This is a genomic window from Streptomyces sp. NPDC007157 (assembly GCF_040634235.1).
Taxonomy (GTDB): Bacteria; Actinomycetota; Actinomycetes; order Streptomycetales; family Streptomycetaceae; genus Streptomyces.
Genome location: NZ_JBEYFE010000002.1, coordinates 504,222 through 518,199, shown reverse-complemented (window position 1 = coordinate 518,199; position 13,978 = coordinate 504,222). Strand labels below are relative to the sequence as shown.

Annotated in this window: 15 protein-coding genes and 1 tRNA gene; 2 read left to right on the top strand and 14 right to left on the bottom strand. The window is 69.8% G+C overall.

Annotation, left to right across the window (positions count from 1 at the left end):
• Positions 1 to 123: 123 nt before the first annotated feature.
• The 5 genes from thrC to ABZ642_RS05310 all read right to left on the bottom strand — a co-directional run bounded on the left by thrC (position 124) and on the right by ABZ642_RS05310 (position 6,264).
• Entirely contained in the window at positions 124 to 1,182 is a 1,059-nt protein-coding gene (gene thrC, locus ABZ642_RS05330) for a threonine synthase (RefSeq protein ID WP_360477355.1), read from the bottom strand.
• Positions 1,183 to 1,188: 6 nt separating this feature from the next.
• Positions 1,189 to 2,481, bottom strand: coding sequence for a homoserine dehydrogenase (locus tag ABZ642_RS05325; protein ID WP_360477352.1), 1,293 nt, complete (start codon positions 2,479 to 2,481; stop codon positions 1,189 to 1,191).
• Between the two features lie 371 nt (positions 2,482 to 2,852).
• Positions 2,853 to 4,244 (bottom strand): diaminopimelate decarboxylase, encoded by a 1,392-nt coding sequence (gene lysA, locus ABZ642_RS05320; RefSeq protein ID WP_360477348.1) that lies wholly within the window; start codon positions 4,242 to 4,244, stop codon positions 2,853 to 2,855.
• A gap of 19 nt (positions 4,245 to 4,263) precedes the next feature.
• The gene (gene nrtL, locus ABZ642_RS05315) at positions 4,264 to 5,481 is read right to left on the bottom strand and encodes an ArgS-related anticodon-binding protein NrtL (protein WP_360477345.1); all 1,218 of its coding nucleotides are present in this window, start codon (positions 5,479 to 5,481) and stop codon (positions 4,264 to 4,266) included.
• A 300-nt stretch (positions 5,482 to 5,781) separates the two neighbouring features.
• Complete coding sequence (locus ABZ642_RS05310) at positions 5,782 to 6,264, bottom strand: response regulator (RefSeq protein WP_360477342.1); 483 nt, start codon at positions 6,262 to 6,264, stop codon at positions 5,782 to 5,784.
• 152 nt (positions 6,265 to 6,416) lie between these two features.
• Here ABZ642_RS05310 and ABZ642_RS05305 point away from each other — a divergent pair.
• Positions 6,417 to 6,488, top strand: a tRNA-Arg gene (locus tag ABZ642_RS05305).
• 258 nt (positions 6,489 to 6,746) lie between these two features.
• Here the strand turns inward: ABZ642_RS05305 and ABZ642_RS05300 are convergent.
• The 9 genes from ABZ642_RS05300 to ABZ642_RS05260 all read right to left on the bottom strand — a co-directional run bounded on the left by ABZ642_RS05300 (position 6,747) and on the right by ABZ642_RS05260 (position 12,940).
• The gene (locus tag ABZ642_RS05300) at positions 6,747 to 7,211 is read right to left on the bottom strand and encodes a hypothetical protein (RefSeq protein ID WP_360477339.1); all 465 of its coding nucleotides are present in this window, start codon (positions 7,209 to 7,211) and stop codon (positions 6,747 to 6,749) included.
• A 222-nt stretch (positions 7,212 to 7,433) separates the two neighbouring features.
• Positions 7,434 to 8,807 carry a site-specific integrase gene (locus ABZ642_RS05295; RefSeq protein ID WP_360477336.1) on the bottom strand — a complete coding sequence of 458 codons (1,374 nt, stop codon included), beginning with the start codon at positions 8,805 to 8,807 and terminating at the stop codon, positions 7,434 to 7,436.
• Positions 8,804 to 9,016, bottom strand: coding sequence for a helix-turn-helix domain-containing protein (locus ABZ642_RS05290; RefSeq protein WP_360477333.1), 213 nt, complete (start codon positions 9,014 to 9,016; stop codon positions 8,804 to 8,806). Before ABZ642_RS05290 ends, ABZ642_RS05295 begins: the two co-directional genes overlap by 4 nt.
• On the bottom strand, positions 9,006 to 10,379 hold the full coding sequence (locus ABZ642_RS05285; protein WP_360477330.1) for a replication initiator: 1,374 nt from the start codon (positions 10,377 to 10,379) through the stop codon (positions 9,006 to 9,008). Before ABZ642_RS05285 ends, ABZ642_RS05290 begins: the two co-directional genes overlap by 11 nt.
• The gene (locus ABZ642_RS05280) at positions 10,376 to 10,636 is read right to left on the bottom strand and encodes a hypothetical protein (protein ID WP_360477327.1); all 261 of its coding nucleotides are present in this window, start codon (positions 10,634 to 10,636) and stop codon (positions 10,376 to 10,378) included. The genes ABZ642_RS05285 and ABZ642_RS05280 overlap by 4 nt, the downstream gene beginning before the upstream one ends.
• A gap of 104 nt (positions 10,637 to 10,740) precedes the next feature.
• Positions 10,741 to 11,031, bottom strand: coding sequence for a hypothetical protein (locus tag ABZ642_RS05275; protein WP_360477324.1), 291 nt, complete (start codon positions 11,029 to 11,031; stop codon positions 10,741 to 10,743).
• Positions 11,032 to 11,063: 32 nt separating this feature from the next.
• Complete coding sequence (locus ABZ642_RS05270; RefSeq protein WP_108014878.1) at positions 11,064 to 11,258, bottom strand: hypothetical protein; 195 nt, start codon at positions 11,256 to 11,258, stop codon at positions 11,064 to 11,066.
• Between the two features lie 12 nt (positions 11,259 to 11,270).
• Positions 11,271 to 12,593 (bottom strand): FtsK/SpoIIIE domain-containing protein, encoded by a 1,323-nt coding sequence (locus ABZ642_RS05265; RefSeq protein WP_360477320.1) that lies wholly within the window; start codon positions 12,591 to 12,593, stop codon positions 11,271 to 11,273.
• Positions 12,593 to 12,940 (bottom strand): hypothetical protein, encoded by a 348-nt coding sequence (locus tag ABZ642_RS05260; RefSeq protein WP_360477317.1) that lies wholly within the window; start codon positions 12,938 to 12,940, stop codon positions 12,593 to 12,595. Before ABZ642_RS05260 ends, ABZ642_RS05265 begins: the two co-directional genes overlap by 1 nt.
• A gap of 204 nt (positions 12,941 to 13,144) precedes the next feature.
• On the opposite strand from ABZ642_RS05260, the gene ABZ642_RS05255 reads away from it, so the two are divergent.
• Positions 13,145 to 13,885: a GntR family transcriptional regulator gene (locus ABZ642_RS05255; protein WP_360477314.1), complete on the top strand. Its 741-nt coding sequence runs from the start codon at positions 13,145 to 13,147 to the stop codon at positions 13,883 to 13,885.
• The last annotated feature ends 93 nt before the right edge of the window (positions 13,886 to 13,978 follow it).

The window sequence follows — 13,978 nt, the reverse complement described above, 5'->3', positions numbered from 1 at the left end:
CCCCTCCTTAGGGAGTCCCCTGTTCAGGACCCCGCGGTCGGTTCACCGGTTGCCCGGCCGGGGTTGGCCGAGCATTGCCCGAGAAGCGCTCGTGCGGTTCTCGGGCAACGCTCCAGCGGTTCTCTAGGCGAGCCCGAGCCGCTCGGCCGCGGCGGCCGCGTCGACGGGCACGGTGACCGGCTGGGGAGCGCCGGCCACGGCCCAGTCGGGGTCCTTCAGGCCGTTGCCGGTGACGGTGCAGACGATGCGCTGTCCCGGGTCGACCTTGCCCTGCTCGGCGGCCTTGAGCAGACCGGCGACGGAGGCGGCGGAGGCGGGCTCCACGAAGACACCCTCCTGCGCGGCCAACAGCCGGTAGGCGCGCAGGATTTCACGGTCCGTCACCTCGTCGATGAAGCCCTCGGACTCGTCCCGGGCGGCGAGCGCGAACTGCCAGGAGGCGGGGTTGCCGATCCGGATCGCGGTGGCGATGGTCGAGGGGTCCTTGACGATCTCACCGCGCACGATGGGCGCGGAGCCGGAGGCCTGGAATCCCCACATCCGGGGCGTCCCGGCCGCGATCCCGTCCGCGGCGTACTCCTTGTAACCCTTCCAGTACGCGGTGATGTTGCCCGCGTTGCCGACCGGCAGGACGTGGATGTCGGGCGCGTCGCCGAGCATGTCCACGATCTCGAAGGCGGCCGTCTTCTGCCCCTCGATGCGCACCGGGTTCACCGAATTGACCAACGCCACCGGGTAGTTCTCGCTCAGGTTGCGGGCGAGGGTGAGGCAGTCGTCGAAGTTGCCGTCGACCTGGAGGATCTTCGCGCCGTGCACGAGGGCCTGGCCCATCTTGCCGAGCGCGATCTTGCCGCGCGGCACGAGCACGGCGCAGACCATGCCGGCGCGCACGGCGTAGGCCGCGGCGGAGGCGGAGGTGTTGCCGGTGGAGGCGCAGATGACCGCCTGCGCGCCCTCCTCCTTGGCCTTGCTGATGGCCATGGTCATACCGCGGTCCTTGAAGGACCCGGTCGGGTTCGCGCCCTCCACCTTCAGGTGGACCTCGCACCCCGTGCGCTCGGAGAGCACCTGCGCGGGCACGAGGGGCGTGCCGCCCTCGCGGAGCGTCACGACCGGCGTGGTGTCGGAGACGGGCAGCCGGTCCCGGTACTCCTCGATGATTCCGCGCCACTGGTGGGTCATTGCTGGTTACTCTCCTTCAACCCGCATGATGCTGGCGACACCCCGCACGGTGTCGAGCTTGCGCAGCGCCTCGACGGTCCCGGACAGGGAGGCGTCGGAGGCCCGATGGGTGACGACGACGAGGGAGGCCTCGCCGTCCTTGCCCGTCTGCCGAACCGTATCGATGGAAACCCCGTGCTCGGCGAACACGGTGGCGACCTGGGCGAGAACACCCGGTTTGTCGGCGACGTCGAGGCTGATGTGGTAGCGCGTGACGACATCGCCCATCGGCGACACGGGCAGGGCGGCGTACGCCGACTCGCCGGGCCCCGTTGCCCCGCTGAGCCGGTTGCGGCAGACGGCGACCAGGTCGCCGAGGACCGCGGAGGCGGTCGGGGCGCCGCCGGCGCCGGGACCGTAGAACATCAGCTGGCCGGCCGCGTCCGACTCCACGAAGACGGCGTTGTAGGCGCCGCGCACGGAGGCGAGCGGATGGGTCAGCGGAATCATCGCGGGGTGCACGCGGGCCGTCACCGAGCCGCCGTCCCCGGCGCGCTCGCAGATGGCCAGCAGCTTGATGGTGCAGCCCATGTTCTTGGCGGAGGCGAAGTCGGAGGCGGTGACCTCGGTCATGCCCTCGCGGTAGACGTCGTCGAGGCGCACCCGCGAGTGGAAGGCGATCCCGGCGAGGATGGCGGCCTTGGCGGCGGCGTCGAAGCCCTCGACGTCGGCGGTGGGGTCGGCTTCCGCGTACCCGAGCGCGGTGGCCTCGTCGAGGGCCTCCTGATAACCGGCGCCCGTCGAGTCCATCTTGTCGAGGATGAAGTTGGTGGTCCCGTTGACGATCCCCAGCACCCGGTTGACCTTGTCGCCGGCGAGGGACTCGCGCAGCGGCCGGATCAGCGGGATGGCACCGGCGACGGCGGCCTCGTAGTAGAGGTCCTTGCCGTTCTGCTCGGCGACCGCGTGCAGGGCGGCGCCGTCCTGGGCGAGCAGCGCCTTGTTGGCGGAGACCACGGAGGCGCCGTGCTCGAAGGCGGTGGTGATGAGGGTACGGGCGGGCTCGATGCCCCCGATGACCTCGACGACGACGTCGATGTCCCCCCGCTTGACCAGGGCGGTCGCGTCCGTGGTGACCAGGCTCGGGTCGATGCCCTCGCGCACCTTGGAGGGCCGTCGTACGGCGACGCCGGCCAGCTCGATCGGGGCACCGATGCGCTGCGCGAGGTCGTCGGCGTGCGTCGTCATGATGCGCGCCACCTCTGAGCCGACAACCCCACAGCCCAGCAGCGCCACCTTCAGCGGACGCGTACGCATCATCCGACCTCGTTTCCTCATACCGTCTACGGTTGGACCAGTCTCACTCACCGGACGGGAGTTTCTACCCTTCGTCCGGATCGTGAGACATCTATTTCATTTTGTGGCGGTGGCCGACAGGAGATCTTCCGTCTGCGCCATCCGGGTGGTCGGACACCGTCGGACACCGTCCGAGAATGCCGTGCGATGCCGTCGAATGCCCTCGGATGCCGTGGAAAGTGCCGTCGAAATGCCGTCGGAATCCCTCTCGGAATGCCGAGGCGCTCCGGCTTCGGAATGCCGAGGCGATCCGGCTTCGGAATACCGAGGCGATCCGGCGCGGTCCGGCGTCCCGCGACGACGGACGACGGACGTCGACGGCCCCCGGTCGGACATCATCCGACGTCGAGGCGCAGGAGGTCCTCCTCCGTCTCGCGGCGGACGATGACCCGGGACTCGCCGTCGCGCACCGCGACGACGGGCGGCCGGAGCACATGGTTGTAGTTGCTCGCCATGGACCGGCAGTAGGCACCGGTGGCCGGTACGGCGATCAGGTCACCGGGTGCCAGGTCGCCCGGCAGGAACGCGTCCTTGACGACGATGTCCCCGCTCTCGCAGTGCTTGCCGACGACTCGGGCGAGCATCGGCTCGGCATCGCTCGTCCGCGACACGAGAGCGACGCTGTACTCGGCGTCGTACAACGCGGTCCGGATGTTGTCGGACATGCCGCCGTCGACGGAGACATAGGTGCGCAGCCCGTTGAGGGGCTTGATGGTGCCGACCTCGTAGAGCGTGAAGGCGGTCGGCCCGACGATGGCCCGCCCCGGCTCGACGGAGATACGCGGCGTCCGCAGCCGGGCGGCCTCGCACTCCCGGGTGACGATCTCGGTGAGCGCCTTGGCGATCTCGTGCGGCTCGCGGGGGTCGTCGTCGCTGGTGTAGGCGATCCCGAGACCGCCGCCGAGGTCGATCTCGGGCAGCTCGACCCCGTGCTCGTCCCGGACGTCCTTGAGCAGCCCGACCACCCGGTGCGCGGCGACCTCGAAGCCGGACATGTCGAAGATCTGCGATCCGATGTGCGAGTGGATCCCGATGAGCTCCAGTCCGTCCAGCTGGAGCGCCCGCCGCACGGCCTCCGCGGCCTGCCCCCCGGCGAGCGGGATCCCGAACTTCTGGTCCTCGTGCGCGGTGGCGATGAACTCGTGCGTGTGTGCCTCGACGCCGACGGTGATACGGATCTGCACGCGCTGCCGCTTGCCGCGGGACTGGGCGATGTGCGCGACCCGCACGATCTCCTGGAAGGAGTCGAGCACGATCCGCCCGACGCCGGCCTCGACCGCCCGCTCGATCTCCTCCGTCGACTTGTTGTTGCCGTGGAAGGCGATCCGGTCGGCGGGCATCCCGGCGGAGAGGGCGGTGGTCAGCTCGCCGCCGGAGCACACGTCGAGATTGAGCCCCTCCTCGTGCAGCCAGCGCACGACGGCCCGCGACAGGAAGGCCTTGCCGGCGTAGAACACGTCGGCGTCCGGCCCGAAGGCGGTGCGCCAGGCGCGCGCCCGGGCCCGGAAGTCGTCCTCGTCGAGGACGTAGGCGGGCGTGCCGAACTCCTCGGCGAGGGTCTTCACGTCGACACCGCCGACGGTGACGACCCCGTCGGCGTCGCGCGTGACGGTCTGGGCCCACACCTTGGAGTCGAGGGAGTTCAGGTCGGCGGGCGGAGCGGCGTAGTGGCCCTCGGGCAGGACATCGGCGTGCCGGGGCCCGGCGGGGTGTGCGGAACGGCTCATTGCTCTTCTGGCGCTCTCTTCAGAGGTGATCGGGTGCGTCGATGCCGAGCAGGGACAGGCCGCCGGCCAGCACCGTCCCGGTGGCTTCGGCGAGGGCGAGCCGGGCACGGTGGGCGGCCGAGGGTTTCTCGTCGCCGCGGGGCAGCACGGTCGGCAGGAACGGCAGGGCGGCATCGGCGACGGTGACGAGATGCCGGGCGAGCCGGTCGGGGGCGCGGTGGGTGGCCGCGGCGGTGAGGATGCGGGGGTAGTCGGCGAGGGCGGTGACCAGGGCGCCGGGGGTGCCGGGGGTGCCGGGGGCACCTGAGGCGCCGGGAATACGTGGGGTGCGGACACCCGGAGTGCCGGTGACACCCGGAGTGCCGGGAACACGTGCGGTGCCGGTGACACCCGGAGCGCCGGGAACACGTGCGGTGCCGGTGACACCCGGAGCGCCGGGAACACGTGCGGTGCCAGGGACACCCGGAGTGCCGGGAACACGTGCGGTGCCAGGGACACCCGAAGCGCCGGAGACACCCAGGGTGCCGGGGACGTCACCGGGTTCGGCGTCGAAGCCGAGCCGTCCGGCACCGCGGACGACGGCTCGCACCCTGGCGTGGGCGTACCGCACCCGGAAGAGCGGGTTGCTCTCGCGCTGCACCAGGTGGTCGGCGGTGATCCGGGGCCGGTCGTGGGCAGCGGGATACAGCAGGGCCCACTGGGCGGCGTCGGGCCCGAGCGGGGCCGGGTCCTCGGGCGCCGGCACCGGCCGGAGGCTGACGGGCTCGCCGTGACCGACCTCACCGCGCCCACCCTGGGTCGCGACGATCCGTACGACGGCGTCGGCGACGACCTCGGCCCGGACGTCGTACGGCACCCGCAGCGCGACCACCTGCCCGGCGAGGGCGTCGCCGTGGCCGTAGCCGAGGCCGAGGGCGCGAATCTCGGCGACCAGGGTCGCCGTGGGGGACACGGTGGGGCTGAGGCTGATGTTGAGAAACCCGGGCCCGGTGACGACGACGTCCTCGACGCCGGCCGCGTCCGCGAGATGGGGCACCAGGATCTCGGCGACCCGCATCGGGGGCTGCCCGGCCGGGCGGGCGAGCTGCAGCGCGATGTTGGTGGCGTAGTCCCCACACCCACCGGGCCCCGGAGGCGTGACCACGGCCCGCTCCGGCACGCTCACGCTCAGCTCCCCCTCGTCAACAGCACGACGCACCGCGCGCAGCACGGTACGGGAGAGCTCGACGGGGGTCACGGGACAAGCCTAGGGGAGGAGGGGGCGGGGCAGGCGACCCGGTTTGAGAGGGTCCGGCATGTGGACGGCAGGCCGGAGCGCGCGACGCGGCAGAGGGGCTACGGACTTATGCGCCCACGGACTTACGGCCCGAATGAAACCGGAGGTAGGTAGGCAGGAAGGAAGGCAGATAGACAGACAGATCCACGGCCACACGGGATTGATGTGGGCCGCAGGATCGGTCACTGACCGCACGTCGGTCACCGACCGCACGTCGGGCCACTGACCGCACGTCGGTCACCGACTGGACGGCCGCGGCCGCTACGGGCAGACGGGGTTGCCCCCGGCCCTCTCCCCGGAGAACTCGACCTCGCCGGCCTCGCCGCCGTCTCCCCCGCGCTCCCGCTCCTCCGACTCCTCCGGCCGTCGCCGCCGCTCCATCAACTCCCTGACGAGCCGCACGAGTTCGGACGGCTCGAAGGGCTTGGCGAGGAAGGCGTCGACGCCGACGTCGAGACCGGTCTCCACCTCGTACTGGGTACAGGCGCTGACGATGGCGAGGGGAAGGTCGTGGGTGCGGGGGTCGGCACGGAGCAGAGCGGCGGTCCGCAGACCGTCGAGCCGGGGCATGACGACGTCGAGGGTGATCACATCGGGCCGCACCTGATGAACGACATCCAGACACTCGGCACCATCGGCCGCGGTCACGACCTCGAGACCCTCCAGTTCGAGATTGACCCTGATCAGCTGCCGGATGACCTTGTTGTCGTCCACAACAAGCACCCGGCCCGACACCCCTGGCACAACTCGAGAGTAGGTCCGGACCGGCCACCGCGTCCGGGTTTTCCCGACTTCCGCCCCGCACGGGGAGCGACCCCGGGAAACCCGTTCCTGATCACCCCGACCGAGCTGGTAGTGTTCTACCCGTCGCCGCGAGCAACAGCTCAACGCCAGACGCCCCCGTAGCTCAGGGGATAGAGCAACGGCCTCCGGAGCCGTGTGCGCAGGTTCGAATCCTGCCGGGGGCACTTCGCTTGAAGTGCCTAAAGACCCCGCCATCAGCGCGTTTGCTGAGTGCGGGGTCTTGTTGCATGTGCAGGCCGATGCTGCCGAAAGCAGCCGTTTGCCAGTGATCACGTTGTAATAGCGTGTTGATCTTGCTGGCGTCTTCGCAGCTCAGCAGCAGCTCGCAGGCTTCCCGGGTGTCACGCCGCCATCTCTAAGCGGACCCCCAGAACGGCTCCTGGAACATCGCGTCCATTCCGACCTCCGAGAGATTGATGCCGTCAGTCACTGCCTGTCCAGATGTCTGAACGCATGGCGTTCCGGGTCTCCAAGCGCAGGTCCAGGTACCTGCGCGTCAGCTCCTCGAACTGATCACTGTCAAGACGCGCCCCAGCGCTTACGGCATCGCGCATCATTCGGACCGCCCGACTGCACTCCTCAGCCAGCACCACGACGGTACGCGGGGCGAGAAGCTCCAACTCGTGGCGGGACGCGTAGCAGTGCGTGTACGCCGCCCGTGTCTGCCGATACCGCTCGCTCGCATCAAGGTCAGGTACGGCGGCGATGTTCCGCAGATCACTTCCAGCCTGGGCATGAGCCGCAAGGAACCTCGCGTACAGCTCTTGTCGCGTTTTACGCCACTCCTTCGCCGTCTCTCTCTGTGTCTTTCGATGCTCCACCAGCAGCGTTGATCCCATGGCGATCACGGCGCCCGTAAGTGTGGCAAGTAGCGGCATCCAGGTCATTTCGAAACAGTAGGGCGCATTCGCGTCCAACTACCCTGACCTGCCAGGTGATACCGCGTAGTCGGCCGCTGAGGCGCCTCCACGGTTCAACCGTTGCCGACACCCGTTCGCCACCCAAGCTGTTCATATCGGCAGGGCACCTGGCCCACGACGTTAGCCCCGAGCCGTGAAGGCTCGAGGCTATGAGAGTCGTTCGTGCTGATCGTCTCTCGGTGTTCCTGCTTAGCCCTCTCCGAGTCCTCTCATGATCCGCTCGTTCATCTCCTGCTCCTGACCGTCGATGCACTTCGCATAGATCTTCAGAAGGACGTCCACCGAATGGCCCGCGCGAGCGGCGACCTCCGGCGCCGGCACTCCGGAGTTGAGCCACTGGGACACACCCGCGTGGCGGAGGTCGTACGGCCGGAAGGCCAGAACCGAAGAGACCTGGTCGGGGACGAGCGCCAGTTCCCGAGCCTGCTTCCAGGCGCGGGAGTACGACGAGGCGGCGATCACGTTCCCCCGCTCGCTGGAGAACAGCCGGCCGTCCTCCGCCGTACCGAACTCCCTGAGGTGATCCCGAAGCAGGCGCACCAGCGGAGGCGGGATCGGAACGATGCGCACCTCACCGTGAGCCCGTTGCTTGAGTCCACGCCGATCGTGCGCCTCCCCGGAGTCCGTCCACGCCTTTCCGGCCGTCGGACGAGTCTCCGCCAGCTCGATACGCCCCCATCCGGTCGCGGGGAGCTTGCAGTCGGAGCGGCGAAGCCCCAGAGCCTCCCCCGGCCGCATGGCCGCGTAGTACAGGCAGCCGAAGAACGCCCGCAGCCGTCGACCGCTCGCCCGGTCGTAGCCGCCCACGTACGTGAGCGCGGTCAACAGCTCCCGAGCCTGGCGAGGGTTGACCACCACGCGGCGGTCAACTTCCTGCACGGCCCGTTTCCCCCGCTTGCGCCGGACGCGGCTCAGCGGGTTGGACGGCAGGTGTTCGAGCTCGACGGCGTACTCAAGCACGTTGAAGACCACCGCACGCCGCCTCCGGTACGTCTGGGTCGCCGCAGGCTTGCCGTCCAGCCTCCGGCCCAGCACGTCGATCAGCTCATGGACCCGAGCGATCTCTTGCAGCTCTCCCACCGGTAACGACGCCTTCTCGATCCACCGCACCGCGGCGGCGATCTCCTCCGGCCGCTCCCGCTCCCTACGAGGTACGGGCAGCACGTACGAGCGCAGCGCCCGCCGCAACACCTCAGGAGCAGGCCGCCCCCGCCCCGGCTTCACGAGGACGGGAACGACCGTCGCCAGTGCATCCGTCACACTGTCCCGCTGCTTGGCAGACGCCTCTGCCCAACGACTGTCCACGTACTTCACCGCCAGGTCGAGGAACGACAGAGCAGCTTTGCCACCACGCAGCGAATCGGGCAGACCGGTGACCGTGTCGAACGGCTCGCCCTTGTCGAGCGCGCCCACCAGCTTCGCGCGGAAGCGGTCGGCCAACGTCTTGGTCTTGTACGACTCGCTGAACGGCTGGCCGTCGACGACCCAGCGCACGAGGTAAGTCGGTTTCTTGGTGGTCTTGTTGACGGAGATCTTCCAGACGGAGACCTTGTACGACTTCACGACGCCGCCCCCTCCGCCCGCTCCTCCAACCAGTCGTTCAGCGCGTCCCGCCGAACCCGGAGCTCCCCGTTGGGCAACCGGATGCAGGCAGGAGCGATGCGCAGTTCCCGCCAGCGGTAGAAGGTGCGTCGGGAGATGCCGCCCAGTTCGTCGAGCACCTGCCGAACGGTGAGCAGTTCCGCCGTCTTCGCACGGCTGTCACGTGCCACGACGACCACCGCCCTCCCGCACCGAAGCGGCCAGGAGCTCCCCCGCCGGCGAGTAGCCGCGCCCCGCATAACGCCACTGGCCGACCGTCGCGGTCGGGACGTCAGCCAGACCGAGGGATGCCCGCTGCTGCTCCGCACGGTGGTCGGCACGGGCCTGTCGAAGAGCAGTCAACGTCGTCGAGTAGCGCCGCGACTTGCTGGAGAAGTGGCCGCCGTACCCGAGCATGTGCGCCCAGCGACGAAGCCCGAGCGGCTCGAACTCCGGCAGGCCGCCCAGCCACCAACACGTGCCGATCATGCGCAGCACATGGGCCCGGACGGGCAGCATGACCATGTCCTGCGCGTCGTAGATCCGGCCGTCCACCGCGCCGGCGGACTCCGCTCCCTTCGTCGCGTACTTGGCGATGTAGCCCGCGACGGCCCCCGCAGAGGCGGGCCGCTCCCCCGCGTCCCGGCGGTACGAGGTGACAGGCCGTACGTCGACCTGACCGCCGAAACGCAGCTCCCGCGGACCAACGACGTCCGCGCCCGGGGCCGGAAGCCGCACCCGACCAGCCACCACCGGAACGGCCTCCGCCAGCAGTGCCGTAGTCGCCCAGTCGGGCGGAGGTGACTCGGGTCCCTCCGGTCCGTCGAGGCGGATCACCCCATGGAAGTGGACCAGGCCCCGCCGCTGATACTCGGCAACCTTCGCGTACGACAGTCGGGCGACTTCCCCGAACTCCGTACGCGACAAACCAGCCCGCCGAGCGACCTCCCGCCGCAGCTCCAGCCCGAACCGGTGCCAGAGCCGACCGGCGAACGCGTGCCAGAGAACGGCACCCGCGTAGTCGTAGCAGCGCGGGCAGAGCGGTTCGCCGAGTCGGGACTCGTCGGCCGCATGGCGCGCACCGCATCCGAGCGGCCGCCCGTGTGGGCAGCACTCCCCCGGCCGGCGGGGACGACAGGCCCGTACGAGCCCATCGCGTTCCCGCCGAGTGTGGACCGGGCCGAAGCCGGGAGCGGTGAGCGTGGCGAACACGCGCGGGTACCCGATCACCGCCTCGTTGACGTTCTTGCCGCCGACGAGTCCGGCCCGCACGAGTTGGTACGTGTCCGCCCGGTACAGCGCCGAGCAGGCCGGGCAGACCGTCGCCCGTCGGTTGCCGCATGCGGTGAGCAGGCGACCGCCGTAGACGTCCGAACCGAACGAGAGCAGAGCCGCGCCCGTGGTCGTGTCGAAGACGGTCGCCGTGCCGACCAGGTGAATCGGGTTGGTGCAACCGCCGAGGCTGACGATGTTCCGGCGCCAGGCGCCGAAGTCGGGTTCCGATGCCCTGGCGACCAAAGCGGCAGCGCTGCCCGGTACGAGGGTCGTGGTCATCGTCGACCACCGCGCCCACCGAACGCATGCTGCATCACGGCCGAGATTGCCTCAGGCCGAGTCTTGGCGCTGAACCGGAACGTCGGATCCGTGAGCCAGACCGCGGCAGCGTGCGCCGGGCACAGGTGCTGCTCGGTATCGTCGAACCCGACGAGGACCACACGTTCGGATCCCTCGCAGGTCGAGACCTCGGGATCGTCTCCCTTCAGGTCGCAGTCGGGCAGCGGAGATTTGCGCGAATGATGCGCAGTGGACAAAGTGGGAGTGCTCCTTTCACTGCTCACGTGGCGGATGGAGTGGGTTCCTGACGGGGTCGGGTTTGGCGACTTCGCGCCCCGTCGGGAGCCCGTCGTACGGGCGATCACTGCCGGTCCTTGGGCGGGATCGCAATGACGCTGTAGGCGATCGGTCCGAAGTCACGGCGTGCGTCGTAGTAGCCCTCGCCGATGTCCTCGACGGGCACGCCGAGGAACGCGGCGACATGCTCCGCGCCCTCCCTGCGCGCTGCGGGGTCGGACGCGTCGACGAAGACGCCGAAGGCCGCGTTGCGCGGGACGAGGACAGCGGGGTTGGCGGTCAGGAAGTCCGCCAGCTCCCGAAGACCGGCGATGAACGCGTCCCGGTCACCGGAGCGGATGACGTACTCGGACACAGGAAGTCCCTTTCTCTTCCCAACAGGTGCTTTCAGAAGCGGAGTTGACCGAGGAAGCCGTTCACGCCGTCGAGGAACGCCTGAGCGAACGGCGCGGCCACGGTCTTGGAGAGCAGGAAGCCGAAGGCTCCGCAGAGCAGCGCGTCGGCCCACCGCAGGTACCGGATGCGCAGCAGGAACCAGATCAGCAGGCCCAGCAGGAGAACGGCAGACATGGACACCAGCACGGCAGGCCCCTTTCACGGCGCTTCGACGTGCAGCTCGGACAGGACAGGAGTCAGGTGCGCGTACTCGGCGGCAACGGCTTCCGCCTCCGCCTCGGTGATCAGGTGCGAGCGGGCCCGTTCCCAGCCGTCGCCGGAAGCGAGGACGGCAGTACCGGCCTGTTCCGGTGTGATGGCCTGCGCCGCCTTCAGCGCATCGGGGTTGAGGTCGCCAAGCGCCATTTCGGCTGTTCCGGGGTCGGCCACGCGGTGACAGACCCGGCCCCCGAGCTGCGCTCGCAGGGCGGTGACCCCGGGCCCCAGGTCGGAGCCGACGCGTTGGCCGGCGACGACGAGGAACACCCCCAGTGCCGCACCGAGCTGAGCGAGCCGGATGAGTGCCGTACCGGCCGCCTGCGCTTCGTCCTTCTCGCTGCGGCTCGCGACGAGGAACAGCTCCGCGATCTCGTCAACGATCACGACAACGGGTACGGGACGTTCCTTGTCCGGCAGACCCCAGACGTTTCGCACCCGTGCCGCCCGGCACACGCTCATGCGGTCGAGGGTCAGATCAACGAGCGCGGCCAGCAGCCTGACCGCTTGTTCACGGTTGGTCGCGAGGGCGGACAACCGCGGCTCGTAGAGGGACAGCTCCATGCCACCCTTGCAGTCGATCCCGACCAAGGCGACATGCTGCGGGGCGAGACCCGCCACGAGCGCGTTGATCAGTGTCGACTTGCCGGAACGGGTGGCCCCCACGATCAGCCAGTGCGGCACGCGCCGCAGGTCGACCACCCACGAGGCCCCGGTCTCCAGCACGCCCACGGCCACCCGGAGCAGATGGCCAGGGCCCCGCTGCTTCGGCACCCGCGGAGCGGCCAACGGATCGGACGCCGACGCGACGACCCTTACGACCCCCGGCTTCCATGAGGTCACCCGCACCGCGTGCACCTGCCAGTCCTCCGCCATGGCGGGCGCCGCCTTGACGAAGTCCTCGGGCACCTGCCCTGGTAACAGCCGGACCAGCAACACGAAGCCGCCGGCAGTCGGCCGTATGAGACCGCGGTGCGGCACACGCGGCTGTGGCGGAGGCGCGCCGTTGCCGACGAGCCCGGAGACGACCGTAAGCGCCGGTCGTCGGCTCACGGCGAGCCCGCACCCGGCCATCAAGGGCCGCCAGGTCCGCATGACCCGGAAGGCGGCGACCGGGAAGCCGAGTAACAGCCACCAGGCGACGGGATGACGGCGGCGCAGGGCCGGGCCCGCCAGAAGCAAGCCCGACACCAGCACTGCCGCCACCAACAGCACCCAACTCGGCCCGGTCGCACCGGCCGATGTGGTGGTGGAGGCCAGTTTCATCACTGCCCGGCCCCCTTGCCCGCCGGGGCGGGAGCGCTCAGGGGCCGGATCTCCGCCGCACGGAACGCGATCCCGTGCCGCCCCTCGTTCTCCCAAGGCGTGGCGACCAGGTCCCGCACGGCCACCGGCATGCCGAGCTGCACACCGGCCGGCTCACCGGCCACGCTCACGGTCACGACGTCGGCCGACGCCCCGGCCATCAGGCACAGGCCGACCTGGTACATGGTCTTGCCGGTCTCGCGGTCGACCCGCAACTGACCGGTCTCTCGGTTGGCGACCCGCGGAGCCGGGGGCACGGCGCAGATGATCCCCGTGAACTTCGCGGTGTCGATCGGAAGGCTTGCCACTGTTCGTCTCTCCTCGTCTCTGGCACCCGCAGGCCGATCCTGCGGGTTGCTAGACCACCCGTAGTACGGGTGATGCCAGACCAGAGTGACGACCCGTAGTACGGGTTGTCAACCGACCTAGCGATACGAGAAACTGCCCACGATCGTGGGCAAGCCGTCCACGGCGACGGACAGCCGCAGAAGCCACCGCCACGGAGGGCCCGCATGCCGCCGAAGAACACGCAGCCGAAGTACCGGCAAATCGCCGACTACCTGCGCGATGGCATCCTGCACGGCACCTTCCCGGCCGGCCAACCACTCCCCTCCGAGGAGGCGTTGGCGAAACAGTTCGGCGTGACGCGCCCCACAGTCCGTCAGGGTCTGGCCGAGCTCAGGGCATCAGGTCTCGTCGAGGCCATCATGGGCCGCGGCACCTTCGCCCGCTCCCCCCACAGCCGCCCCGGCCTCACCCGCCCGCGCGGCGTACGCCGAGCCTCGGACGGCCGCTACATCGAGGCCGACGGCATCCGCTGGACCGACGCCGAGCCACCGGTAGCCATCCGCACCGACGCTCCGTTGGCCCTCGCCGACCTGCTCCGCATCCCGCCGGGCGAGCCGATGTTCACGTACGACGCCCTCCAGACGGCCGACAACGGCCACCTCCGCCAACTTCACCGGACGTACGTGCCGTTCTCGGTCCTTGTAGACACCAAGTACGAGGAAGAAGCCCCACCGCCAGCGCCGGAGCTCTACGCCGCCCTCTCCGACCTGGGCCACGAACTCCACTTCACGGAGTACGTCCGAACGCGGATGCCCCTGCCGGACCAGGCACAGGCCCTCCGACTCGGGAACGGGGTGCCACTTCTCCATGTCCTGCGCGTGACACTCACAGTGGCGGACAAGCCCTTGGCCCTGGAGGAGTTCCACCTACCGGGCGACGAGTTGGAACTGTCGTTCAGGCTGTAGTCGGACCCCTGGTGGCTCAGACTTTCTTCACGTGATCAAGGCGGCTCGCTCCGCTCACCGCGCGCGGCCCGGCCCCCGGCCGGGCCTGCGCTC